This is a genomic window from Streptomyces cirratus (assembly GCF_014650775.1).
Classification (GTDB): domain Bacteria; phylum Actinomycetota; class Actinomycetes; order Streptomycetales; family Streptomycetaceae; genus Streptomyces; species Streptomyces cirratus.
In genome coordinates this window covers 128,219-153,363 of the sequence record NZ_BMVP01000011.1, presented here as the reverse complement: position 1 = coordinate 153,363, position 25,145 = coordinate 128,219, and the positions used below count along the sequence as shown (strand labels likewise).

The 25,145-nt window shown below is 66.0% G+C and carries 20 protein-coding genes and 1 tRNA gene; 12 read left to right on the top strand and 9 right to left on the bottom strand.

Annotation, left to right across the window (positions count from 1 at the left end; genetic code table 11):
• Positions 1 to 39: 39 nt before the first annotated feature.
• From IE207_RS24230 to IE207_RS24220, 3 genes are all read right to left on the bottom strand, one after another.
• Positions 40 to 252 carry a DUF397 domain-containing protein gene (locus tag IE207_RS24230; RefSeq protein ID WP_190186391.1) on the bottom strand — a complete coding sequence of 71 codons (213 nt, stop codon included), beginning with the start codon at positions 250 to 252 and terminating at the stop codon, positions 40 to 42.
• Between the two features lie 203 nt (positions 253 to 455).
• On the bottom strand, positions 456 to 1,340 hold the full coding sequence (locus tag IE207_RS24225; protein ID WP_190186390.1) for a helix-turn-helix domain-containing protein: 885 nt from the start codon (positions 1,338 to 1,340) through the stop codon (positions 456 to 458).
• A gap of 303 nt (positions 1,341 to 1,643) precedes the next feature.
• Positions 1,644 to 2,411: a GOLPH3/VPS74 family protein gene (locus IE207_RS24220; protein ID WP_190186389.1), complete on the bottom strand. Its 768-nt coding sequence runs from the start codon at positions 2,409 to 2,411 to the stop codon at positions 1,644 to 1,646.
• Between the two features lie 186 nt (positions 2,412 to 2,597).
• Between IE207_RS24220 and IE207_RS33410 the strand changes: the two genes are divergently transcribed.
• From IE207_RS33410 to IE207_RS24205, 3 genes are all read left to right on the top strand, one after another.
• Positions 2,598 to 5,579 (top strand): hypothetical protein, encoded by a 2,982-nt coding sequence (locus tag IE207_RS33410; RefSeq protein WP_229873934.1) that lies wholly within the window; start codon positions 2,598 to 2,600, stop codon positions 5,577 to 5,579.
• Between the two features lie 176 nt (positions 5,580 to 5,755).
• Entirely contained in the window at positions 5,756 to 7,534 is a 1,779-nt protein-coding gene (locus IE207_RS24210; protein WP_308433662.1) for a DUF8823 domain-containing protein, read from the top strand.
• Between the two features lie 89 nt (positions 7,535 to 7,623).
• Positions 7,624 to 7,827 carry a hypothetical protein gene (locus IE207_RS24205; protein ID WP_190186388.1) on the top strand — a complete coding sequence of 68 codons (204 nt, stop codon included), beginning with the start codon at positions 7,624 to 7,626 and terminating at the stop codon, positions 7,825 to 7,827.
• Between the two features lie 91 nt (positions 7,828 to 7,918).
• On the opposite strand, the gene IE207_RS24200 is transcribed toward IE207_RS24205, so the two are convergent.
• The 4 genes from IE207_RS24200 to IE207_RS24185 form a co-directional block, all read right to left on the bottom strand.
• Positions 7,919 to 7,991, bottom strand: a tRNA-Arg gene (locus IE207_RS24200).
• Positions 7,992 to 8,428: 437 nt separating this feature from the next.
• Positions 8,429 to 9,640, bottom strand: a complete 1,212-nt coding sequence (locus tag IE207_RS33405; protein ID WP_229873933.1) for a hypothetical protein — start codon at positions 9,638 to 9,640, stop codon at positions 8,429 to 8,431.
• The gene (locus IE207_RS24190) at positions 9,637 to 10,563 is read right to left on the bottom strand and encodes a site-specific integrase (RefSeq protein WP_229873932.1); all 927 of its coding nucleotides are present in this window, start codon (positions 10,561 to 10,563) and stop codon (positions 9,637 to 9,639) included. Before IE207_RS24190 ends, IE207_RS33405 begins: the two co-directional genes overlap by 4 nt.
• A 201-nt stretch (positions 10,564 to 10,764) precedes the next feature.
• Positions 10,765 to 11,517, bottom strand: coding sequence for a hypothetical protein (locus IE207_RS24185; protein ID WP_190186387.1), 753 nt, complete (start codon positions 11,515 to 11,517; stop codon positions 10,765 to 10,767).
• Positions 11,518 to 11,726: 209 nt separating this feature from the next.
• Between IE207_RS24185 and IE207_RS24180 the strand changes: the two genes are divergently transcribed.
• The gene (locus tag IE207_RS24180) at positions 11,727 to 12,089 is read left to right on the top strand and encodes a helix-turn-helix domain-containing protein (protein ID WP_190186386.1); all 363 of its coding nucleotides are present in this window, start codon (positions 11,727 to 11,729) and stop codon (positions 12,087 to 12,089) included.
• A 209-nt stretch (positions 12,090 to 12,298) separates the two neighbouring features.
• On the opposite strand, the gene IE207_RS24175 is transcribed toward IE207_RS24180, so the two are convergent.
• Positions 12,299 to 12,898, bottom strand: a complete 600-nt coding sequence (locus IE207_RS24175) for a hypothetical protein (RefSeq protein ID WP_190186385.1) — start codon at positions 12,896 to 12,898, stop codon at positions 12,299 to 12,301.
• Between the two features lie 1,223 nt (positions 12,899 to 14,121).
• Here IE207_RS24175 and IE207_RS24170 point away from each other — a divergent pair.
• Together IE207_RS24170 and IE207_RS24165 are read left to right on the top strand one after the other, a co-directional pair.
• A complete protein-coding gene (locus tag IE207_RS24170; protein WP_229873931.1) occupies positions 14,122 to 14,271 on the top strand; it encodes a hypothetical protein in 150 nt (49 codons plus the stop codon).
• A gap of 84 nt (positions 14,272 to 14,355) precedes the next feature.
• On the top strand, positions 14,356 to 15,795 hold the full coding sequence (locus tag IE207_RS24165; protein ID WP_190186463.1) for a DNA phosphorothioation-associated putative methyltransferase: 1,440 nt from the start codon (positions 14,356 to 14,358) through the stop codon (positions 15,793 to 15,795).
• 4 nt (positions 15,796 to 15,799) lie between these two features.
• Here IE207_RS24165 and dndA read toward each other — a convergent pair whose 3' ends face one another.
• A complete protein-coding gene (gene dndA, locus IE207_RS24160; protein WP_190186383.1) occupies positions 15,800 to 16,942 on the bottom strand; it encodes a cysteine desulfurase DndA in 1,143 nt (380 codons plus the stop codon).
• 77 nt (positions 16,943 to 17,019) lie between these two features.
• Here dndA and dndB point away from each other — a divergent pair, with 77 nt between their 5' ends.
• The 6 genes from dndB to IE207_RS24130 all read left to right on the top strand — a co-directional run bounded on the left by dndB (position 17,020) and on the right by IE207_RS24130 (position 24,888).
• The gene (gene dndB, locus IE207_RS24155; protein WP_190186382.1) at positions 17,020 to 18,150 is read left to right on the top strand and encodes a DNA sulfur modification protein DndB; all 1,131 of its coding nucleotides are present in this window, start codon (positions 17,020 to 17,022) and stop codon (positions 18,148 to 18,150) included.
• A complete protein-coding gene (gene dndC, locus IE207_RS24150; RefSeq protein ID WP_190186381.1) occupies positions 18,147 to 19,640 on the top strand; it encodes a DNA phosphorothioation system sulfurtransferase DndC in 1,494 nt (497 codons plus the stop codon). Before dndB ends, dndC begins: the two co-directional genes overlap by 4 nt.
• Entirely contained in the window at positions 19,627 to 21,618 is a 1,992-nt protein-coding gene (gene dndD, locus IE207_RS24145; RefSeq protein ID WP_190186380.1) for a DNA sulfur modification protein DndD, read from the top strand. Before dndC ends, dndD begins: the two co-directional genes overlap by 14 nt.
• Positions 21,545 to 21,985: a DNA sulfur modification protein DndE gene (gene dndE / locus IE207_RS24140; protein ID WP_308433661.1), complete on the top strand. Its 441-nt coding sequence runs from the start codon at positions 21,545 to 21,547 to the stop codon at positions 21,983 to 21,985. Before dndD ends, dndE begins: the two co-directional genes overlap by 74 nt.
• Before the next feature lie 307 nt (positions 21,986 to 22,292).
• Positions 22,293 to 22,763: a hypothetical protein gene (locus IE207_RS24135; protein ID WP_190186378.1), complete on the top strand. Its 471-nt coding sequence runs from the start codon at positions 22,293 to 22,295 to the stop codon at positions 22,761 to 22,763.
• A 385-nt stretch (positions 22,764 to 23,148) separates the two neighbouring features.
• Positions 23,149 to 24,888 (top strand): ATP-binding protein, encoded by a 1,740-nt coding sequence (locus IE207_RS24130; RefSeq protein WP_190186377.1) that lies wholly within the window; start codon positions 23,149 to 23,151, stop codon positions 24,886 to 24,888.
• Positions 24,889 to 25,145: the final 257 nt, after the last annotated feature.

Below are 25,145 nucleotides of genomic sequence, written 5' to 3'. Positions count from 1 at the left end.
CCAACGGCTTGTTCGTGAGGCGGGCGGACGTCGTCACGCTCAGACGAGGCGCCCCAGCCGGCCCTCGGTGACGTCGGCGACGAAGGAGTTCCAGGACCCCGGCGCGAAGGTGAGGGCCGGGCCGTCCTGCACCTTCGAGTCACGGACCGCGATGGCGTCCATGACGGGCGACTTGACTTCGACGCAGGCGCCGTTTCCGCCGGAGTAGGAGGACTTGGTCCAGTTTTCCGTAGCACCCTGACGAATAGCCATGTTTTTCTCCGGTTCAGCGAGTAGTTCCGGGTCTCGCCGGCCGTTACTTCCGGCCGACGTGATCGACGCTACCCGCACCGTCCGACGGGTGAAGTGGGCGTTCACTCGACCGGGTGGCATATTCCATTCAGGCCTTCTATGGCCGGGGAGTGACGGTGTACCGTACCGGCCCCCCCTCGCCACCTGGGCGATTTCCTCCGCTTTTACTTCCCCTTGCCCGCATAGTGGTCAATGATCTCGGAAATGAACTTCCGAGTCTGTTCGACATTGAGCGCCTGGGCGCGCAAGTGCTCGTACATCACGCTGTACTTCTGAACGTCGTTGGCCTTCTCCAGGTACAAATCGCTCGTCACGCCTTCGATGTAGACCACCGTCGAGTCGGATGCGTCCGGGAATTCGAGGATCGCGTACTGGCCGTTGACGCCCGGATGCGCGCCCATCGAGAACGGCATCACCTGCACGGTGATGTACGGCTGTTCCGACTGCTCTATCAGGTATTCGAGCTGCCGGATCATCAACTGCGCGTCGCCGACGTGCCGGCGGAGCGCCGCCTCGTCGATCACCGCCCACAGGCGCAGCGGCCCGACCTCCGGGTTGTTGTTGTCCGTCTCGGAGAGCCGCTTCTGGCGGTGCATCCGGACCTGGACGCGCTTGTCCACGTCGGCCGGCGCGGTCTCCGGGAGCGCGCCGCGGATCAGGGCGTGGGCGTACTCGGGGGTCTGGAGCAGGCCGGGGACCATCTGGGGTTCGTAGGTGCGCAGACTGGCCGCATCCGTCTCCAGGCCGATGTAGACGCTGTACGGGATGTCGCCGAAGGCGTGCCACCAGCCCTGCTGGCGTGAGTCCTTGGCCATCTGCATGAGGGAGTCGACGAGCCGGCGGTCCTCGACCTCGTACACGTCGCACAGGTCACGGACGTCGCGCTGGCTGATGGAGCGCCGGCCGTTCTCCAGCCGACTGATCTTGGACTGGGAAACGAGCAGGCGCTCGGCGACCTGCTCGGCCGTCATTCCTTTGTCCTCGCGCAACTTGCGCAACTCCATGCCCAGTCGGCGGCGTCGGACGGTGGGATTGACATTGGACGCCACGGGGACGGCACCTCCGCCTTCTTCTGGATCTGTCTCTCTGCGTGTCTGATGTTCAGCAGACTGCCACCGAAGGGTGCGGCGGCGCTGGGGAACGGACCGGAAAGACAGACGTGCGGGGCGGCGGAACCGGTGAACCGGCTCCGCCGCCCCGCACGCCGGCGGCTCCCGAACCGGGTCTTTTGGGGGACGGCCGGTTGCGGCGTGGCGCGTGTGGTGCGTGTGCTGCGGGCCCGCTGGTGGCTCAAGGGGTGTCGCGGGCTGTGGTGCGGGTGGTGGTGCGGGTGGTGGTGCGTGTGCTGCGGCTCAGTGCGCGGGCACTCGGGCCATCGCACCCGTGCGGCGCGGCTGCATCGGTACGGCGGCGGCCCGGGCGGTGGGTGCCGCCGATGCCGATGCCGATGCCGTTGCCGACGCGGTGGCCGGGGCGCGGTCCCGCCTCGGCTGTGCCGCCACCCCGTTCTGGACGTCCATGACGGCGTGCGCCACGAGACCGCCCATGGGGTCGTGCCGGATCAGGTCCCGCAGCCGGGACCTGGACGACCGCCCCTCGTTGCCGGGGTACAGGTGCTTGCCGAGTCCGACCGCGTGGGCCAGTGCGGCGAGCGCCGCGGTCCGCGGGTCCGGCGGTACGCCGGTGCGGATCGCACTGTCGAGCCGGGCACGGATCTCCCGGCTGATCGCCGTGTCCGTCGCCTGGTAGCGAGTCGTCGGCAGCACCCCGCACATCTGTCCCGCGACGGCATGGACCATGCCGCAGCGCTCCAGGTGGGCGAGGTAGATCTGACGGAGCCCCAGCCGGGGCCCGCCGATCCAGTGAACGGCCCGGACCGGGCTGCCGCGCCTGCGCAGCAGTTCCAGTGCGGAGTCCAACGTCGGATCTCCTGTCGGCCGTGGCATCACCACGGCGATACGATCCCCATCAGGGGCTATCCGTCCTGCCAGAGCCAGCTCTACTAGCTGTGCCCCGGCCAGGCCGAGGTCGAGCGACTGCGGCTGCGCCGTGGTTCCCGTGGTCGGGTCCAAGGCGAGCAGCAGAAGCTCCTCCGGAATTGTTCTGCGGCTCCTGCCCATCCATGCCTCCCCGCGTGGATGAGTGACAGGGTGACGCCTCTCACATTCATCTGTCGAGAGCGCCTGGACGCTTTGTGGGGGAACCGGCAGCTATGTCGTTCTCGTCTAGCGGGTGGGCGATGCCCCCGAGACGGGACACTGTTAGACGGTTCGGACAGCGACCGGACGGCGAACGAGGAGGAACTGGTGGCGGGCGAGTCCCCCGACAAGTCGGTTGATGAAGGTGCGTCGGGGACGGCGGAGCCCGCCACGCCGCGTGCGGAGCGGGACCCGAGGCTGTCGGTCCTCCGCCCGCGCGAGGCGGCGGAGCCGGGCGAGCGTGACCCCTTGAAGGAAGCGGTGGCGGCCTGGGTCGCCACGGAACCCTCCGCGGGTTCGGCGGACCGGGGCGCGGGTGCCGATGAAGCGGCCTCCGCAAAGCCGGCACCCCCGGCCGACCGTCGCCCGACCACGCCCGACGACGCGCGCGGTTCCGCTTCGAGCACCGACGCCCGGGACACGGCCAAGACGCCCGCCGCGCCCGCGCCGGCGGCTGCGGACAGCGAGCAGGCCTCCGCTGCGGACGCCGATGGCCGAAACCCGGCCAAGGCGTCCGGCTCCGGTGAGCCGGAGAAGACCGCGTTCGGGGTCGCGAAGCCCGCTGCTGGTTCGTCGGAGAAGAAGCCCGAGGCGTCGGCCACGGCCGACAGCGAGCGCACGGCTGTTTTCCGTGCGGTGAAGCCGGAGTCCGCCAAGTCGGCGGGCTCCGGTGACCGGCGGTCGAGTGCCGGTTCCCCGGCCGGTGACTCCGCTGCCACGGCCAAGCCGACGGCGGCCGAGCCGGCTGACGGCGAGCGCACCGCTGGTCGGGATTCGGCCAAGGCCGCCGACTCCGGTGAGCCGGAGAAGAAGCCCGAGGCGTCGGCCCCGGCTGACAGTGAGCGCACGGCTGTCTTCCGTGCGGTGAAGCGGGACACGGCTGAGCAGGGTTCCAACGGGTCGGACTCCGCCAAGTCGGCGGGCTCCGGTGAGCCGGAGAAGAAGCCCGAGGCGTCGGCCACGGCCGACAGCGAGCGCACGGCTGTTTTCCGTGCGGTGAAGCCGGAGTCCGCCAAGTCGGCGGGCTCCGGTGACCGGCGGTCGAGTGCCGGTTCCCCGGCCGGTGACTCCGCTGCCACGGCCAAGCCGACGGCGGCCGAGCCGGCTGACGACGAGCGCACCGCTGGTCGGGATTCGGCCAAGTCGGCCGGCTCCGGTGAGCCGGAGAAGACGGCGTTCGGGGTGGCGAAGCCCGCTGCTGGTTCGTCGGAGAAGAAGCCCGAGGCGTCGGCCCCGGCCGACAGCGAGCGCACGGCTGTTTTCCGTGCGGTGAAGCGGGACACGGCTGGGCAGGGTTCTAGCGGGTCGGATTCCGCCAAGTCGGCGGGCTCCGGTGACCGGCGGTCGAGTGCCGGTTCCCCGGCTGGTGACTCCGCTGCCACGGCCAAGCCGACGGCGGCCGAGCCGGCTGACGGCGAGCGCACCGGTCGGGATTCGGCCAAGGCGTCCGGCTCCGGTGAGCCGGAGAAGAAGTCCGAGGCGTCGGCCCCGGAAGACAGCGAGCGCACCGCTGTCTTCCGCAAGCCGCCGGCTTCCGGGAACCCCCGTACCGCTCCGGCCGAGCCGGCCGACAGTGAGCGCACCGCCGTCTTCCGTGCCGTGAAGCCGGACACCGCCGCACCCGGATCCGCTGGTCGCGATTCGGCCAAGCCCGCACCCGGCGGCCCCGCCGCCAAGCCGGGCGCAGCCAACCCGCGCGGAAGTACCTTCGTACCCCTCGGCGGTGACGGCCCCCGGCCGGCCACGCCCCCGGCCCGCCCGCTCCCGTCGCCCGACGCCGAGCGGACCACGCAGCAGCCGCTGCCCCCCAAGCCGCCGCTCGACATGCTGGCGGACCTCACCAACAACCCGCCCCCGCCGCCCAGCCCCCTGCGCACCACGGTCCGGCGGTTCAAGATCTACGCCCCGATCGTGCTGCTCCTCGCGATCGTCCTGGCCGTCGTGCAGCTCGTACGCCCGCTGCCCGCGCCCCGCCTCGCCATGAGCGCGAAGGCCACGTACACCTTCGACGGCGGCGCCCCCACCCTCCCCTGGCCGAAGGAGGGCCAGGGCTTCATGGCCGCGGCCGGCCTCGGCCCCGTCGGCACCTTCGGCGAGCAGAAGCCGATCGCCATCGGCAGCGTCGCCAAGACCATGACGGCATACGTGATCCTCAAGAACCACCCCCTCAAGCCGAGGGAAAAGGGTCCGATGATCGACGTCGACAAGACCGCCGTGGACGACGGCCGCAAGGAGTCCGAGGGCGAGTCCACGGTCAACACGTTGAAGGAGGGCGACAAGATCTCCGAGTACGACGCCCTCGCCGCGATCATGATCCCGTCCGCCAACAACGTCGCGCGCCTGCTCGCGCGCTGGGACACCGGCGGTGACCAGGAGGCGTTCGTCAAGAAGATGAACGACGCCGCCCGGGAACTCGGCATGACCCACACGACCTACACGGACCCGTCCGGCCTGGACCCGACGACGGTCAGCACCGCGGAGGACCAGGTCAAGCTCGGTCTCAAGGTCGTCGAGATGCCCGAGCTGATCGCGATCACCAAGCTCCCGAGCTGGACCGACCCCTCGGGCAAGCCCTGGCGGAACTACAACGACCTCGTCCCGTTCAACGGCGCCGTCGGCATCAAGACCGGCTCCACCACCAAGGCCGGCGGCAACCTGCTCTTCGCCGCCGAGAAGAAGGTCGGCAAGACCAACCAGCTGATCGTCGGCGCGGTCCTCGGCCAGTACGGCACACCGATCCTCGGTACCGCGATCGCGGCGAGCAAGGACGTCATGCTTGCCACGCAGAAGGCGCTGACGGATGCGACCGTGGTCAAGAAGGGCGATGTCGTCGGGTACGTGGACGACGGGCTCGGCGGCCACACCCCCGTGGTCGCCACCGCCGACGTGCAGGCGGTCGGCTGGCCCTCGCTCACCGTCACCGTGAAGCTGGGAGACGGCGGCGCCAAGCTGCCGGAGACCGCGAAGGCGGGCACCGAGGTCGGGGTGCTGACGGTCGGCGAGGGCGCCAGTCAGGTGAAGGTGCCGGTGGCGTTGAAGAGCGACCTCGTCGCGCCCGGCACCGGCAGCAAACTGACTCGCGTCGGCTGACCCACGGCCCACCGCCCACGGCCGACGGCCCGCGGCCCAGGCCCACGGCCACCGTCCACGGCCGACGGCCCGCAGGCCGCACGGGCGCCCCGGACAACCCCGGGGCGCCCGAGCGCGTCTGTGCAGGGGAGGACCGACGGACGAGAGCAGCGACGAGAGCGAAGAGAGCGTCGGCAGTGACCACCGCTGAGCAGTACAGGCGACCGGAGCGCGCCCGCGACACCGGACCGCGCGAGGAGACCGGCGGGAGCTGGGCGCACCGGCATCCGGTGGCCGTCGCCGCCGCCCTCGCCGCGGTCCTGCACGTCGTCTGGTTCTTCAGCTTCGCCAACAGCGGCGGCGACCTTGCGGCGCAGGACGCGTGGGCGGAGTTCGTCGGCCGCCACCCCGACACGGCGTACAACCTCGCCTGGTACGGGGGCATGCACCCGGTCTCGTACAGCGTGGTCTCGCCGTACCTCATGCACGTGCTCGGGGTCCGGACCACGATGATGGCCGCCGGCACCGCCTCGGCGGCGCTGCTCGCCCTGATCCTGACCCGGTGCCGCGGCGCCGTGCGGCGTCCGCTGTGGCCGGCCCTGGCCGGGGTGTACGGGCTGCTGTGCAACGCCCTGTCCGGCCGCGTCACCTTCGGGCTCGGCGCGATGTTCGCGCTGGCCGCCGTCGCGGCCGTCTTCTGCTGGCCGCGCAAGTGGGCCGAGCGGCGCTGGGCGAAGGCCGCCGTCGCCGCCCCGCTCGCCGGGCTCGCCACCGCTTCCAGCCCGGTGGCCGGCCTCTTCCTCGGGGTGGTCGCGGCCGCGCTGTTCCTGAGTGGGCGGCGGCCGGGGGCGTACGCCCTGGGGCTGGCGCCGGTGGCCGTGGTCGGGCTGTCGGCGTGGCTGTTCCCGTTCTCGGGCACGCAGCCGATGAAGCTGGGTTCGGCCTGGCTGCCGTTCGTGTTCGGGCTGGCGATCCTGTTCCTGGTACCGAAGCGGTGGAAGACGGTCCGGATCGCCTCGGCCGTGTACACCGTCGGCGTCTTCCTGACCTGGGCGATCGACTCCCAGGTGGGGTCGAACGTCACCCGCCTCGTGATGCTGTTCGGCGGCGCGGTGCTGCTGGCGGCGCTCCCGTACTCGCTCCCGCGCTCGCGGCACTGGTACGCGGTGGTCCTCGCCTTCGTCGGGCTGACGGCCTGGATCACCGCCAACAGCATCACCGACATCATCCGCACCACCCCGCTGGCCGCGTGGAACCGGGAGCTGGCCCCGCTGGTCGACCAGCTCCAGAAAGCGGGCGCCGACCGGGGGCGGGTGGAGGTGGTCCCGGCCAGCAGCCACCGCGAGTCGTCGGCGTTCCCGTCGTACGTGAACCTCGCGCGCGGCTGGAACCGCCAGGCCGACCTGGAGCGCAACCCGCTCTTCTACGACGACACCCTCACGGCCGAGAGCTACCGGTCCTGGCTGGAGCGCTGGGCCGTGCACTACGTGGTGCTGCCCGCCGACAAACCCGACTCGGGCGGGGCGGACGAGGCGAAGCTCGTGCGGGAGGGGCTGCCGTACCTCCAGCAGGTGTGGGGCGACGCGAACTGGCAGCTGTACAAGGTGCTCGCCCCGACGGACCTGGTGGCCGGGGCCGCCACGGTGGTGCGGGCGGGTGCGGACCAGCTGGTCATCGCGGTGCGGGAGCCGGGGCGGGTCCTGGTGCGGATCCCGCACTCGCCGTGGCTGGGGCTGGTCGACGTGGCGGGCAGGGCGGTGGCGCCGCCGCAGGAGACCTTCGCGTCGAAGGCGGCGGCCACGGCGCCGAAGCAGTACGCGAACACGGCCGGCTGCCTGTTCAAGGCCCCGGTGGACGCCGAGGGGGACGTCTGGACGGAACTGCTGGCCCCGGCGGCGGGAGAGTACCGGGTGTCGGCGAAGTACCAGCTCCCCCGGGGCACCCCGTGTCCGGAGGAACTCCTGCACGGCCCTTGATCGGCGTGCGGTGGCTCCCATACCTGCATACGATCCCGTTAGACCGAACGGCAGACCGATTGGGTGCTTCCCGAGGGAGTGACGACGGGATGAGTAAACAGCACAAGCAGGACGTCCGGACGGCGATCACGCAGGCAGCGGAGCAGACCCATCTGCCCCGCACGCCGGGTCACGGCTTCGAAGGTCCGGTCCCCAGCAAGGTCAAGGGCGGGGCCCACACGAAGGCAGCCCTCAAGCGCTCCGGCGCCCCCCAGGGCGACCGCATCGGCGAACGCACCAGAGGCCTGAGCTGACCCCATCGCCTGCCCGCCCCTCCTGGCAGCCGAAAACCCCGAAGGCCCCCCGCCATCCCGGCGGGGGGCCTCCTCCATGCGACGTGCAACGTGCCCTCGGCAGGATTCGAACCTGCGACACCGGCTTTAGGAGAGCCGTGCTCTATCCCCTGAGCTACGAAGGCGGGGATCTGTCGGAAAACGTGTCCGAAAGTCTGCCGAGGTGGGCGGACCGTTCAGACGTGCTTGGCGACAGGTCGCGGTAGCAGCCCGTGAGGGCGTAGCCACCGCGGTCAGTGTAGCGGGTGGTGCATGATCCGTAGGCGGAGATACGTGCGCACTGGCTCAGGCCGCGAAGGCGTGGGTGATCTTGGCTCGGGCGACAGAGTTGCTCAGCCAGGCGAAGCCGATGTAGATCAGCAGGGCGGCGTTGGCCCCGTAGGCCGGGACCCTCTTGTGGGGGTAGCTCTGGTCGAAGCGGGAGTGCTGGGACTCGCTGTCCTGACGGAAGCCCTTGAGGCGGCGGCCGGCGTGGGTGTCCGGCGGGATCTGCCTCAGGTGTTCGGTCCGGTTGAAACGTTGCCGCTTGCTCGAGGGATCGATCTCCCGGTCCTCAGGGGTTTCAGTCGACTCGGATGCGCAGGATGTGGTCCTCCACCGGGCAAGGAATGGTCAGCCGGTGGTAGAAGCGGGTCCGTTTTGACTGGCGGCGTTCGAGTTCCCCCACAGGAAGCGGCGTGTAGTAAGTGGTGCCGTTGATGGTGATCTTGCGTTCGCAGACGCGGCCCTCGGCGACATAGAGGTCGTGGCGGCATGGACCGCTCTCGAAGCGTTGGAGGGACTCGGGTGCGAGCCCGCCGTGCTGGGTGGTGAAGACGACGAGGCCGTCTGCGATGAGGGGGGCACGGTGGGATCCGCGGAGTGCCGTGTCGTAGGTGATGGCGCGAAGGCCGGGGGCTCGGCCGAGGATGTATCGGGCGAGTTTGACGAAGGCGGTGCCTTCGTCGTCGCGATGCGGGTCGCGCTTGGCTGACTTGTGACGGATGGACTCGATGCCCAGGATGACTCGGCTGTGTGGGATGCCGCCGAGGCGGACGGCTGCGGAGAGGAACTTGTTGCCGTACACGCGGGTCCCACCACCTTCGACTGTATTGCTGGCGTCAGGGTCGACGCGGTGTGAGCGGATCTCTCCGGTCACCTTGTCGACGGTCTCGCGGTGCCTCTGTGAGGAGGGTGGGCAGGCAACGGTGGCATCGGCGTGAATGACCTGGTGGCGTTCGGGATAGCTCCGGCTGACCCGCATGCCCGTCTCGCTCATCATCCCGTGGTCGAGAGCCTGCTGGATCCACAGATCCCGGCTGATGTCGCGTACCTCGGCGAAGGAAGGCTTGAGCTTCGTGCGGAAGTAGTAGTTCCACTGCCCCCTGGTAGGGCCGACGGGCAAGAGAGCGTCGGCGGCTGCATCGCCCATGTGCGTGCGGATGCTTACGCGGACGAGGTCCCACCAGAGGGGGCGCTGGAGGTGGCACGCGGTTGCCCGCGCGGATCCGAACAAGGAGATCGCGCAGAGGAAGATCAGATAGACGACCGGCGGGTGGTGGGCTGGCCGACCAACGCGGCCGGGCCCGGGGAGGCTATGGGCGGCTGCGTAGAGGTCGGGGTTGCTCAGAAGGTACTCGAACCGCTCGTCGGCGGTCAGGGGCGGGGCCTCCGGGCTCTTGGGCGGGAGGGGGTCGGTCGCCGCGCCGAACGTGTCGTCGGGGATCGCGGCCATCACGTAGTCGGGTTGCCTCTTCACCGGCTGGCGTCGGGTCCGCTTCTTGGGGGCGGTCATGCCGCGTCACCGCCTGTGTGCCACTGCAGATCGGCCAGGCCAGCGGCGACATCGAGAGAGGACAGGCCCAGGCGTCGGGCGACCTCGGAGAGCTGCCCGGTCTCATTGAGGATCTTGCGGGCTACGTAGCGGGTGATGTCGCGGGGTTCGACCTTGCGGGTGTGGGTGGACAGACCGCTGCGTCGTGCGATGTCCCCGAAGCCTGAGCCGACGCTGGACTGCACGACGCTCGGGGCCGACGTGGCACTTGCTACGAGCTGGTGCGGGCCCGGCCCCCGCCGGCCCAGGTAGGCGGCGCGTAGTCCCAGGACCTGGCAGCCCCACTCGTCCAGAGGGCAGCTCCGGGCGGACGTCCGGGTCGAGCCGTTGGTGTGCACGGAGCGCGCGTCGAGATCCAGGTCGCCGCTGGCGGCGGCCCCAACCTCGGCGCTGCAGAATCCGGCGAGAAGGAGTGCAAGCAGCGCGGCGTGCCGGGTGGCGGGCATGCCCCTTTCGGAGTGGAACTGCAGTCGGGCGACTTCATGCGGCTGCAGGTCCGCCCCAGGCTGACGGGGGCTGCGCGCGATGGTTGCGGAGTCGACCATCGGCGCAGCCTTCGTGAGCCCGAGCGCCCGCGCATGCGTGAACAGGGAAGTCACCGCGGAACGACGCTGCCGTCGGGTTCCTCCTGCCGGAGTAGCGATGACACCTCGGTGCCGGTCGTGTCCCGGGGCGTTGACGAAGGCCTCGGCCAGGGCCGCGGTGATGTCATCAAGCTGGGTGACCTGCTGCGCTCGCGCGAAGCTGATGAGCCGTTCGATGACTTCGATGTACTCGTCGACGGTGTTGATGCTCATCGCCCCGTCCCACGCGAGCTGCTTCCAGACGCGAGAAACCTGCAGCAGCGTGTCCTTGATCGTCGGCCTGTCCATGGAGGTCGCCACCGGGAGCGTGTTCCGTGCGGGTGAATCCCACCCGCTGTGTTGCGAGGTCGCGCTACCGTGGGCAGCGCTCCTCTCCTTGCGTGAGGGCATGCCAAAACCCCTTCCGCGCGGCCATGCCGCGCCGGTCGATGGGTGGAGGAGGGGTCCGGCAGCGCCAACCCGGCCAAGGGATGAAGGCGCTGCCGGACCGTTTTCGTGATGTCAGGAGACGGGGCGCCCCCTGAGCTTGGCTGTCAGGGTGGCGATGCCGCGAAGGTGCTCGTGAAGCTCAAGCAGCTCGTCCTTGCTCAGGCGGACCAGGTCCGCGAGCAGCACGGGCGGGCAGAGCAGGGCGAGTAGATCCAGATCGGCGTAGGGGTCCGCTACCGATTCGGTGCGGGCAGAGGGGGCAGTCCGGCGGCGAGGCTGGGGGACGGACGCGTGCAGCGATTCGCCCTCCCCGCCTGAGGGAGGGGCTCCGCCTGGCTGCTCCGCCCCTTGGTAGCACGGGCCGTCGTGCCAGTTCATGAAGCCGTCTCCGTCGGGAACGACCATTCCGATGCCGACCAACAAGTCGAGCAGGACCTCCGCCTGCCGCATGCGGTGATTCTCCGCGTTTGCGTTCATCAGGAGCCGGGCGACCAACCCTTCGCGCGGCACCGGTCCGTAACCGAGGCGCTCCCTCATCGCACGGGCGAACCACTGCCCTTTCCAGGCAGAGCGGAGGGCTTGCAACCCCGCTTCCTCGCTCTTCTCCCAGGCGGCGGCGATCGCGCTGGCCTTCTTCGTGGGCCGGTACCTCGAGAAGTGCCCACCCGCCGGCTCCAGCAGGCCAGTCGTGAACACGAAAGTCGGCACAAGACCGCACTTCTTCTCGTCCAAGCCGGTGGCCGCAGCGAGCCGTGCGGCATTGAAGAACGAGTCGGTACTCGTGCACGCAGCCCTGATCACCCGAAGCTGTTCGTCGGATCGCATCTTGTGGGTGGGTAGCTCCCGCTCGTCCGACCCCAGCTGTGAACGCCCGCGTCTCGTCATCGCTCACCTCCGTTGTGTGTCCTGGCCCTGTCCCGAGGGGCTGGTCTTGTCGAGTGAATCCGGCTGAGGGGCTGCACCTGCCCCTGCTGTTTAAGTAGCATGCAGGGTGTGAGTACGCATCTCGGCGATCCTTCCGTCAGACTGGGCGCGTGCCTGGAGGAACGAGACGCCACAAGAAGCCGTTCGAGTACGCGCTCGACGCCAACTGGCCGTACGCAGTGATGGACGACTTCCGAGCGGCGCAGATCATCCAGGCGGTCGCGCGGGCGCTGGCGGAAGCAATGGAACGGCAGCAGGTGAGTGCCAACGTGCTCGCTGCCCGGGCTGGGGTGAACCGGCAGGTCATTGCGAACATCCTGGCGGGCACGACCTGGTCTGACGCCTTCACGTTGGGGTGCCTGGAAGCCGAGCTTGGCGTAATGCTGTGGCCGCAGCACCTGGACTGGCCGAAGGATGACAACGGGGTTGTTCAGCAACCAATCCCCCCGCAGGCGCGACCGGGCGCAGATTAGTGGGAGCCTGGGCGGAAGTAATTTCGCGAAATGCATAGATGTTCGATCTCCCGGAATGGGGAATTAGCCGAACATCCCACGCAGGCGAACGTTTGCCGCTAGCGTCAGAGATGGCGGCTGAGCCGCGCTGAGACCGCCGCCCCCGCACGGTGTGGCCTCGACAACTACGGCCGTGCTTGGGGCGGCGGTCGCCTGTGTTGGGCCTGCCTCTAGGCGGCCTCCCATGTGGCCGCGAGCCGGTAGTACGTCCGCTTGCCGTCGGCGCTGTAGACCTTCTCAAGGGCGGACTGCTTGTGCAGGTTGTCCAGCAGGCAGCGCGTGCGCCGGTTCGCCCCCTTGGCCTCGCCTTCGAGCAGCCGTCCGACCTCGCCCGCACTCCATGAGCGGCGTGGGTCTCCGCTGACCACTTTCATCGCGGCGATTGAGCGAGGGCCCGCGATCCGGATCGGGGCGATCGGCGCCGCGACGGGTTCACTTTCGGCCGGGGGCGCAACTGCGGGATCCGTCGGAGGGGGCACGATCCGGAGTCGACTGGAGCCGTGGCCCCGTGTGGCCCGAAGGCCCGTGGCTTCCTCGATGGCGGCGTGGAGCTTGTCCAGTACGTGCTGTGCCTTCTGCCGGGCAAGGACGGCCTGTTGACGTTCCTCGGTGGCCTTGGTCACCTTGCCTTTGAGCGTCTCGATGGCCTCTTCCAAACGACGTAGTTCATCGTCCTTCGAGGCGATCGTGCCGTCGCATTCCCGGAGCATGGCCTCCATGTCCAACGCGACCCAATCCGGGGACGGCACACCGCCGTCGATCAGGCTCATGCGGAAACAGTAGGGGTGCTCTAAGGCTTCCGTCTGCCCTTTAGGGGCCATAGCGCATAGGTGATTGATCTTGACTGGAGCCGGTCACTCGCGACTGACTCTGTTCGCTCACCGGTTAGGACAACTGGCTCAACTCGTTTGAGTCAGATCGGTCAGGCGCCTTCTCTTGTCTCTGAGTAGTGAGGAGTTCTGACGCGAATAGATTACTCACAGGGCGCGCCCCCAGTGGCCTCCACGAGGCTCCTCCTACCCGTCTGTTGGAAGGTATCGGGTGGTCAGCGCCGTGAACTCAACCCGGGTCTAGCGCCAGTAGTACCGGATAGGTGGGCTTCAGTGGTGCATAGATGTACCCCTATCCCTGCCGTGGCGGTGCGACCGCTCACAGAGGGGAGAAGGCCCGGAGTCATCCACCGTCCAGCCGCCCTCAATTCGCCGTCAGGGCCGGCCAGTCCGGTCGCGATCGCCGCGCCCCGGGTGGACCGCCGCCGCGTCGAGGAGGCTCCCGGCGAGCGCAAGCCGTTAACCTCGAAGACCCTGGCCCCGATCACGCATCACCCGATCCGCAACTCTTGAAAAGTGCTCATGGGTCCCGTCAGAGGCCGGCTTCGCAGCCTGGATGCTGGCGGCGAGATTGCCACCGCGACCAGTCCAGATTCCTGCGGGTGGCGATGCAGGACAACGCTGCGGAGCCAGACTCAAGCGGGGCCCCGGTTCCCCTCGGCAGCCTCAAGAACGAGATCCTTTGGCGGCGCCGATAGCCCGCCGCCCTTGAGGTCAGGCTGCCAGGATCCGAACGAGATCTAGCTTCACACCGACATCCGATGCTTGTCTCAAGGCGATCTGATTCAGGTGGCGCCCGCAGGCATGGAACCAGTTCCGATCCAGAGAGTCACCCTTCCAGCGGACTCTCCAGACCGGCCACGCGCGGCAGCCGTACGACTCCCCACCCTCACAACGTGGACGGTCACCCACAGAGGCCAACCCTTCTTTGACGACCTACGGCGAATGTGGGCCCCTGGGGCTCACTCCAGCCGGCATAGGTTGGCCATAAGGAATCCGCTAGGAAATGGATTCCTACTGGCCAGGTCATATTTCTGTTTAACAAGAATGCCCCGCTGGGTGTCGTGCGTCAAGTCGCCGCCACAGGTGAGTGCTAGGTTCTGTTAAACAGAAACAGAAGGGGCGTCATGGTCGGCAGGCCGCGCACTGGGCAGACCAGGGTCATGGGCTTTCGCCCTCCCAAGCAGCTCCGTGAGGAGTTCGAAGCCCTCGCCGCGAGTGAAGAGCGCACCCCATCGGACGCGCTGGTCGAGGCCATGCACGACTGGATCAAGAAGAAGCGCCGCGAGCGTCAAGCCATGGCGAAGCACTAGTTCAACGGCTCCGCCGCCGACCGAGTCGATCCACCGCTAATCTCGCTTCCCTCCCCAGCCGTGCGAGGGTGCGAGGGCGTGAACATGGTGCAGCAGGCTTGGAGCAGCGACCGCAGACTGACCGCGATCAGCCGAGCAAGCGTCTCAGTGCCAGCCAGACAGGCCGTAATCGACAACCAGGTAGCCCCTGACCGCACGGTCCTTGACTACGGATGTGGCCGCGGCGGCGATGTGCGGGCACTCCAGCGACTGGCCTTTAGGGCAGTCGGATGGGATCCGTTCTATCAGCCCGAGACGAGTCTCGAGCCGGCCGACGTTGTGCTCCTCACCTACGTACTCAACGTCATCGAAGATCCCCAGGAGCGTCGCAGGACGCTGAAGGAAGCTTGGGACCTTGCGGGCACTGTCCTCGTCGCTTCCGCTCGGCTGACGTGGGAAAAATCGAAGGTCAAAGGAGAGAGGTTCGGGGACGGGCTACTCACTAGTCGACAGACGTTTCAGCATCTTTACAGTCCGGGCGAGCTACGCATGTACGTGGAAGAAGTGACTGGTGTGCGAACAGTCTCCGCGGCGCCTGGGGTTGTCTACGCCTTCAAGGACGAGACGGCGCGGCTTGGATACCTCGCTCAACGCATCCTCCCGGATGCCGAGTGGCTTACGTCAAGCGACACGGTCTCGGCAATCGCTGCAGTCGTCGATCACGCTGAACGCCGCGGGCGCCTGCCTCGCATGGAAGAAGTTCCCCGCCCCGTGGCACAGCTGCTAGGGCACTTGCGCCCCAACCAGATCCGCCGGCTCGTACGTGACTCCGCAGATCAGGCCAAGGTCCAGCGCGGCTGCAAGCGAACGACGCTCAACACTCTGCTCTTCCTCGCTGTGGAGCTCTTCAATGGCCGCGGTCCCTTCAGCGGGCTCCCACTCAACATTCAATGCGACATCCGGGCCTTCTTCTCGTCCTACAGAGAGGCGTGCCGGCGATCGGACCGGCTGCTGCTCAAGCTGCGCGACGACGAGTACATCCGAGGAGCCATGAACGCCTCCGGGGTCGGAAAGCTGACGCCGACCGCGTTGTACGTGCACCAGCGGGCCCTCCACCAAATGCCAACAGTGCTCCGCCTCTACGAGCACTGCGCCTCGATCGCCGCGGGCCGTCCACAAGCCTGGACCCTTGCCAAACTGCTACACCGTGGACGGGCAGTGAGCTGGCTGGACTATCCCGACTTCGATCACGATCCACATCCACGGATGCTGTCCTCCTACCAGGTCGAGATGAAGACGCTGGAGACGTCCCATACCCTCCACTCCCACTCCGATGACCGGCCTCTGCTGCATCGCAAGCACGAGTTCCTAAGCCCCGAGGACCCAGACGTCGGCCGATACAAGCGACTGACAGCTGCAGAGGAGAAGGCGGGGTTGTACGAGCACCCTCACCTCATCGGCAGAGAGAGCGGCTGGGAGGCGGAGCTCATCCGCTGCGGCCGGGCTCTTCGGGGACATCGGCTAGTGCGTCGGGCGGGAGATTGAGCGATCAGGCAGAGTCGGGCTGCATCCATGCGATCCGGGTAGCCAATTCCTCAACATCGAGGTCGGCCGCTTGGCTCGGGAACCAGGACAGTCGGAGGCCATTCTCTGCCACCTCCTCAGGCAGCCCCATGGCGGTGAGTACATGGCTAGGGGTGTACGACGCGCTCGTGCACGCAGAGCCTGTCGCGACAGCTACATGCTGCTTCAGCATGACAATGAGCGCTTCAGCGTCCACACCGTCGAAGGACAGGTTGAGGATGTGCGGGACCGCGTGATCCTGGTCTCCATTGATCCGGAACCGTGTCTTCGCGAGTGCCTCCAGGAGCCGGGTGCGGAGGTCCACCGCGTTCTTATGCCACTGGGCGTGACCCTTCGCGAAGATCTTCGCCGCTTCGGCCAGTCCCATGATTAGCGGCACAGGCAACGTCCCCGGGCGCAGCTTCCGTTCCTGACCGCCGCCAAACATGATCGGCTGCAGCGGCAGCCTGTCCCAGCCGCGCCGGCGGATCACCAGCATCCCCACGCCCTTGGGAGCACCAATCTTGTGGCCGCTCACGCTGATCATGTCGATCGGTGCGGTCAGATCCTGGGGGACTTTCCCATACCCCTGCGCAGCGTCGACATGCAGGTACGTCGGGGTCGCACTCAGAAGCTGAGCGAGCTCGGCTACTGGCTGCACGACACCCGTCTCGTTGTTCACGTGCATGAGGGAGACGAGGAGCGTGTCAGGGCGCAGCCGCTCCATCACTGCCTCGACGGGAACCCTGCCCGACGAGCCAGGCTTGATGAAGTCGACCTCGAAGCCGCGAGACTGCAAGTGCTCCAGGGGCTCAATCACCGCCTTGTGCTCGATTGCCGAGGTGATGATGTGACGACGTCCGGTCTGCTCACCATGGGGAGCAAGGCCGAGCAGAGCGATGTTGTTGCTCTCGGTAGCCCCACTGGTGAAGATCAACTCATCGGGTTCGGCGTGGACTGTGCCGGAGAGGTACTCGCGTGCCTCCTGTACCGCGCGCTTCGCACGGGTCCCATACTCGTGCGTTCGAGACCCGGCGTTCCCGAAGTCCTCGGTCATCCAGTGCATCACCACGTCGGCCACACGCGGGTCCACGCGTGTCGTAGCCGCAACATCGAGATAGGTCACCACGAGCCCCACCACACCTCTGAGCGTTAATCCAGCACACTGTGTACGTCTTTTACCTGACGTACGATACCGTTACGTGAGTGGGATCATCACCTTCTTCGAAGCTCGTCGACACCGCGACGTCTGCCGGGTTTGACTACATTTTTCCAGCCATCCGAGGCGTTCAGGCAGGACGCGAGTTCTACGTGTCCATGTGCCCTCTGCGGCTCATCCCGAAGATCTTCTTGTTCGACGACGACGAGCTGGCGCCAGAGGTTCGAGCCCAGCGCACCTTGAACAAGGGGCGGCTTCCGGCCCTGACCCGCTACATCGTTGAGAACCCTGACGACTACGTCTTCAGCGCGCTCACGGCATCCGTCGACGGGGAGATGCGGTTCGAAAGCATCTCCGACTCCGGCATGGGTATGCGTGCGGGCCAGATCCGCATCCCCATGGCTGCTCGCTTCTTGATCAACGATGGACAGCATCGACGCGCCGCCATTGAGCAGGCGTTGAAGGAGAATCCCGACCTCGGCGAGGAAACAATCGCTGTCGTCTTCTTCCACGATGCAGGCCTCGCTCGATGCCAGCAGATGTTCGCGGACCTCAACCGGCATGCAGTCCGGCCACAACGGTCGATCGGTGTTCTGTATGACCATCGAGACGACCTGGCAATCATGGCTCGTCTCCTGGCCATGAAGTCCCCTGTCTTCAAGGGGCATGTGGACCTGGAGAACAGCACGCTGGCTCAGCGGTCCCGCAAGCTCTTCACCCTGAGCGCCCTCGCCTCTGCCACACAGTCGCTCCTGCACGGGCTGGACCTCAAAAAGGACAAGGCCCAGCAGCTAGCTGAGGCATTCTGGGAGTCGGTCGACCCAGTAGTGCCCGAGTGGGGGATGGTGCGCCGCCGTGAGCTCGCGGCGCCTGAGGTGCGCAAGGACTACATCCACAGCCACGGGATCGCCCTACACGCCCTCGGCAGGATCGGGAACTCACTCCTGCGGACCTCCGAGTCCCCCAAGGTGTGGGAGTCGAAGCTCAGGCCTCTGACTTCGGTTGACTGGTCCCGCACCAACCCTGATTGGGAAGGGCGCGCGATGATCGGCGGTCGCGTGTCGAAGAGCCATCAGAACCTGACCCTGACTGTGAACTACCTGCGTCGTCACATGAAGCTCGAACTCAGTCCAGAAGAGCAGCGTGTAGAGGACGCATACCTGCGAGGAGTTTCATGAGCACCCCCAAGCCGTCGGCCCCCTTCCAGGGGCGAGCCCTCGCCGAAGTCGTCAGCGAGCTCACGGAAGAGATCCGCGAGCTCTACACCGCTGACGAGGTGCCTTGGGTCATCGGCTACAGCGGTGGCAAGGACTCCACTGCTGTGCTCCAGCTCGTCTGGCTGGCCCTCCAGGGATTGCCGGCCGATCAGCGCACCAAGCCCGTGCACGTGATCAGCACGGACACTCTGGTTGAGAACCCCGTCGTGGCTGCCTGGGTCACGCAGTCCCTCGACACCATGGGGAAAGCAGCAGCAGAACAACAGCTCCCCATCAAGCCACACCGGCTGATCCCTGAGGTCAAAGACACCTTCTGGGTAAACCTCATTGGACGCGGCTACCCTGCACCTCGCCCCAAGTTCCGTTGGTGCACCGAGCGTTTGAAGATCAAGCCGTCGAACGCGTTCATCCGGCGCGTCGTCCGTCGCCACGGTGAGGCAATCCTCGTCCTCGGAATTCGAAAGACCGAGAGTCAGATTCGCGCCCGCGTCATGGCCAAGCACGAAAAGCGTCGCGTACGAGACCGTCTTTCGCCCAACGGAAACCTACCGAACTCCCTGATCTACAGCCCTATCGAAGCATGGGGTACTGACGAGGTCTGGATGTTCCTGATGCAATACTCCAACGCATGGGGACATCGAAACAAGGATCTCCTGACGATGTACCAGGGAGCCTCCGAGGACTCGGAGTGTCCCCTGGTTGTGGATGACACCACTCCTTCCTGTGGTGACAGCCGATTCGGATGCTGGACGTGCACGCTCGTGGACAAGGACAAGTCCATGACCGCCATGATCCGCAACGATGAGGAGAAGGAGTGGATGAGGCCTCTCCTGGCGCTCCGCAACGAACTCGACGACGTGTCGAAAGAGAAGGAAACCCGGGACTTCCGCCGGATGAACGGAAACGTTCAGCTCTTTCACGATGGCGTCATCCAGGGGCCGTACACACAGGATGCACGCCAAACATGGCTGAGGAAGCTCCTTGAAGCCCAGACACTCGTGAGGCGCATCGCACCCGAGAGTGTGCGTGGCATCGAGCTGATCACGATGGAAGAACTCCACGAGATCCGCCGCATCTGGGTCTTCGACAAGCATGAGGTCGAGGACACCCTGCCTGCGATCTATGAAAAGGCCACGGGAGAAGAATTTCCGGGCCGCCCCCTTGATGAGCAGCTTGTCCTCGGTGCAGAGGAGATCGACCTCCTCAAGGAAGTATGCGACGGCGATGACATCCACTTCACGATGACGCGTGAACTCCTCGCAGTCGAGCGGCAGCATCGCACGATGACACGGCGCTCCGGACTCTTCAAGGAGCTGGAAAAGGCGATCAAGAAGGGCTTCTACGAGAACGAAGAAGATGCCCTGGCGTTCGCGAAGCGTAAGCAGGAGATCCGTAACACCGCCCCGACCTACGTGACGCTGAACGAAGAGATCACTGATGCACCTTCATAACATCGAGCTCCATGATTTCGGCGCCTACCGCGGCCGGCAGAGCCTTGACCTGAGCGTCCAGCCGGGGCGCCCGATCATTCTGATCGGAGGGCTCAACGGATGTGGGAAGACGACCCTGCTCGACGCCATCCAGTTGGTGCTCTACGGCCCGCGGGCACGCTGCAGCGGTCGAGGGAGCCGCTCCTACGACTCCTACCTGCGAGAGAGCATTAATCGCAAGGCGAACCCTGCCGAGGGTGCGGAGATCACCCTGGAGTTCTCCATCATCGTGGATGGCCAGGAGAGGCACTACCGGGTCGTCCGGAGCTGGCACCTGAACGGCAAGCAGCTCAAGGAACAGCTGAGCGTCCTTGTGGACGGCCAGTTTGACCGGATCCTCAGCGACGGGTGGCCCGACCACGTCGAGGACATTTTGCCGCTTGAAGTTGCCTCGCTCTTCTTCTTCGACGGTGAAAAGATCGAGTCTCTGGCGGATCCCGAGCGGGCGGCCGCAGTGATCGAATCAGCAGTGCATTCGCTTCTGGGCGTGAGCACCGTAGAGCAGCTCCGGACTGATCTACTCGCGCTCCAGCGTCGCCAACGTCTGTCCAACGAAGACCAAGCCGTCATTGACCAGATCAATGCCCAGGAAGCAGATCACGAAGCCGCGAAGCAGGATGTCTTCGACCGCACGCAGATGCTCGCCAGTACCCGATCCAGATGTGATCGGATTCAGGTACACCTCGACAAGGTAGAGAAGTCGTTCGAACGGGCCGGCGGAAAACTCTTCGAACGCCAGAAAGAGCTAGAAGGTGATCGGGCAGCCATCGCCGATCGACTGGCAGCCCAGCGCCACACGCTGCGCTCCCTCGCCCAGGGTCCTCTTCCTCTTCTCATGCTCCCTCAGCAGCTGGCGACCCTCCGTGACCAGGCAGCGCGAGAGAAGGAAGCTGATGACGCCACGCGAGTCGTGGGTGTTCTGGAAGAGCGCGACGCATGGCTTCTTGATCAACTCCCGGCTTCCGTAACTCCCGCCGCCCGTACGGCTTTGAAGAAGAAGCTGACCACGGACCGTATCCGGCGTGAGAGTGCAGCCGAACTCAAGCAGAGCCTCGAACTCCCGACTGACATGCTCCAACAGCTCTCGGCGCTCAATGAAGCACTCTCTCGAGATGCATCCCGCGCCCGCGAGCTCCTCAAAGAGTCCGCGGCCACGGTTGACCATCTTGACGACGCAGATCGACTCCTTGCTGGCGTTCCGGACAAGAAACTCATCAAAGACCTTGTTGATGAGCGCAACGAGGCCATGGATGAACTCGCCGTAGCCAAGGCGGAACTCAGGCGTGGGGAGGAGCAGTTGGAGGAGGCCAGGAGTCGCCGCGACCGGATTGGTGCCGACCTGGAGCGAGCGCAGCAGAAGCGGGTCAAGACACTGATCGAGATGGAGGAACTGAATCGCATCGTCGCCTACGCCGACAAGGCGCGCGAGACGCTCGAAAAGTTCGGCGCTGCCCTGCTGCGCCGTCACATCAGCCGTCTGGAAGTCGCTGTCCTTCAGAGCTTCAAGGCACTGATGCGCAAGAGTGGCCTCATCCACGACCTGCGGATCGACACGGACAAGTTCAACCTCACCCTCGCGGACTCCGACGGGGAACCCATCGATCCCGGCCGCCTCAGCGCCGGCGAGCGGCAGCTGCTGGCCATCTCGCTCCTGTGGGGCCTCGCCAAGGTTGCTGGCAACCGGCTCCCCAGTGTGATCGACACACCTCTCGGCCGCCTCGACAGCCGACACCGTCAGCACCTAGCCGATCGCTACTTCCCCAACGCGGGGCGGCAGGTGCTCCTGCTGTCCACTGACGAAGAGATCGACGAGAACCTTCTGGGCCGGCTGAAGCCGTCTCTCGCGCACACCTACACCCTTGTTCATGACGACACAACGTTCACCACCACCGTCGAGGCTGGATACTGGTGGACCGCAGGAGTCCCGCATGTCGCTTGAGACGGTTCGCCTTTCACAAACGGCGAAAGAGCAGCTCATCTGGCTGAAGCGCAACACCGGTCTGACCCAGTGGAACGAGCTGTGCAGGTGGGCGCTTGCCCTGTCACTCCGAGACTCATCCACCCCACTGGTGAGGGAAGTGACGACAGACTCCAACGTCGAGATGTCGTGGAAGACGTTCTCCCACCCTTACGGAGACATCTACCTCGCACTGCTCAAGCAGCGATGCCTGATGGACGGTGAAGAGCTCTCCGACGAGGCCATCTCCAAGACGCTGACAGTCCACCTTCACCGCGGCATCGGGTTCCTGGCCGGCCGCAGTGACCTCCGCTCGGTCGAGCAGCTTGTCTCCACGGCCACCGGGTAGCGACCCGCTTCAGATATGTCCTTGGGCCCGCCCTTCCTCTCGGAAGGGCGGGCCCTCGTGCGTCCTGAACAGGGAGTCTGTCTCCGTAGTCGCCGCAGGTAGAAAATTTTCCCAGAGTCACTGCAACAACAAGGGTCGCTACCCGACCTATACAAGTGAGGATCAGTCAGCAGCCGTACGACCCAACGGGTTTCACCCCAATGGTCGTTGCGATCGAGTACCCTCACGGGACAACCGAACAAGCACTGCTTCACCTTCGGACGCGAGCCACCGCATGGGGCTCGCCGCCAGACAAGACGGAGCGAACATGATCAGCCACCCCGTCGAGGGGGCCCTTATTGCGCTGCAACGGCGCGCCCTTGGCGCCTGCGACACCTACCAGCTCGACCGGATCGACCGCGCCCTCGATGAGCTCTTGCGCAACCCCTCTGACGAGTCCACACCAGCGGAGTACCGCGTACGGTCAGCCATGGGCCATGCCTACGAGACGCTGGAACGACGCAGAGCAATCGCCCCGTACACCGCCCCCGAAGCGGCAGACGCCGAACACGGGGTCGTAGACCAGGGCTACCCCGTCGTCGAGTTCTTCGAGTGGCTCCGCAGAGAGCCCGGCATCTCGCCCGCCTACCGCACGGTGCTCCAGGCCCTCGCACAGGGTGAGGACGCGGAGAGCCTCGCCGCTCAGCAGGGGCAGCCCGTGCCGCGCATGCGGGAGCGAATCAGCCGCGCCCGAAACAGAGCCCGCCGGCTGTGGGCGGCCTCGGTGTTGTCCGAGTGAGCGCCCGACTCGTCAGGATGAGTCCCTGGCTTATCCGGGCCCTGATTCCGGCGTCCGTCGTCGGCACCTACGTGCTGTACACGTCCACCGGTGTGCCGCGCTACGTGGGACGCAGCGACACGGATGTCCGGCGTCGGCTGCTTCGGCACTGTACCGACCGCGCCGGCTCGTATTTCTCGTACGACGTGCATCACACCCCCGGGAATGCTTTTGAAATGGAGTGCGCTCTGTTTCATGCACTGTCGCCCCATCTGGTGAACCGTATACATCCGGATCGCCCGAACTTTCACACGACCTCCTGCACCTTCTGTCTGCCTGCGCAGCTGTCTGCCCAGAAATTTCGACACCTGCCGCAGACTTCCACACCAAGGAACGAGGACGCGCAATGACGAACCCGATTCTTCTCGCCCCCGATGGCCAGCGGGCCAATATCATCCAAATCGATCGCGCTTTGGAATCCATGCGCGATGCGGGCTTTGACCTCACTGCTGCGATCGGCGAACCACTGGACAACTCGATCCAGGCTGAAGCGACTCTCATTCGTGTCCTGCCCATTTATGGGGCGAAGAAGAAGTCAATCGAGAGCTTCATCATCGCCGACAATGGGGTGGGAATCGACCCGGCGATCATGCACAACGTCCTATCGATGGGCTATAGCGCTCGCTACAACCAGCGAGATGGCCTCGGCCGCTTTGGGATGGGCCTTAAGCTCGCCGGCCTCAGTCTGGGGGAGCGCATCGACGTCTACAGTAAGCGCGCCAACGACCCCCAGATTCATCACAGCTACATCGACCTCGAAGAGGTCAGCAGCGGTAAGCAGCAGTACATCGCTGCCGCAGAGGTATCGCACTGGCCCGAAGAGGCAGCCAAGCTGATGGTTGGGCGGGACGGCCGACCCCTGGCATCAGGGACTGTTGTCGTCTTCGGCAAGATCGACCGCCTGTCCAGCGGGGGAACGTACGGAACCTCCCTGGAGGAGAAGCTCTCGGATCTGCGCAAGTTCATCGCGCGCGCGTACCGCACCTACATCGACACGGGACGCACCTTCGAGCTGGACCACAAGGTAGTCACTCTGCACGACCCCCTGTTCCTGCGAGACAACCCCCGCATTATCGCAAGGTACAAGCCGCAGAAGCTTGACCCGCGTGGTCAGCTCATCGAGGAAGGCGACCTCGATGTCGACGGCCACAAGGTTCATGTCTCCGTCGCCCTAGTTCCAGCGGAATTTCGCCCCTGGAAGGGCGCGGGTGGCGAATGTGACCACCGAGGCGAGGACATCCGCGAATTCCAAATCAACGCCGATAATTCCGCCAGGGTAAGCATCCTGCGCAATGGTCGGGAGATTTATTACGATGTCGTGCCCCACCTCCTCGAGGCGAGCCGCACTGACAAGGTGCTCCGCTACGTCGCAATCGAGGTGAGCTTCCCCGCTGACCTGGACGACTATTTCCAAGTCCGTAACGTTAAGCGCGGCGCCGAGCCTGTGACAAAGCTTCGCAACCAACTGCGCGACTGGCTCAAGCGACCCATGCTCCAGGCTCGCAAGCAGATTCGCGAGTATTGGGGAGATGTCGAAACGCGCGATCGCCTCATCAACGGTGAACACAGCAGCAGCATGGCTGTTGCCGAGCGGACCGATCCCAGTCTGCCGAGGGGTGTTGCAGGCCGAAGCGCCACCCCGGAGCAGGAGGAGGAAGTTGTCCAGCATGCTGCGGAAGACATGGGACTTGACCCTCAAGTTGATGCAGCCAAGATCGATGAGCTCCGAGAGCAGATCCGGACAAAACCCATCACACTGCTCGACGGTAGCTGGCCTGGCAAGGAGTTCCTCGAGATTCATCACCTCAACGGCAAGTCCGTCATGAAGTTCAACCACCGGCACTCGTTCTTCCGTGACGTCTACGGACCGCTCAAGAAGATCGCTGACGAGGGTGCCGACGGCATGAGCCCGGAGGATGTCCTCGACCTGGCGCGCCGCGCCGAAGCGGCGATCGACCTCCTATTCATGGCCTATGCACGCGCTGAGGCCCAGCATGAGAACCCGGACGAGCAGTTCAGCCAGCTGCGGACCTACTGGGGCATGTTCACCGGGGTCCTGCTCAAGGAAGAGCTGAAGGACGACTGATCGCTGAGCCGCGCCGGAAGCCTGCATCCTCCGGCGCGGCCGGGTGCCACATCAAGCTGTTATGGCTTGTTCTGTCGGCTACGCCAACATCAATTGTTGGATCGGGCCCCGGGAACGCCGTGACCTTGCAGGATGTCAGGACACTCAACGTCATCGCATCGCGACCGTGCAGCGGGAGCTGCCGGCACCCACAACGTACGTAGCGCAGGAAGGCAGTGAAGGATGTTCGGCTCGGGTAGCAGGCTCACGTTCCGGGA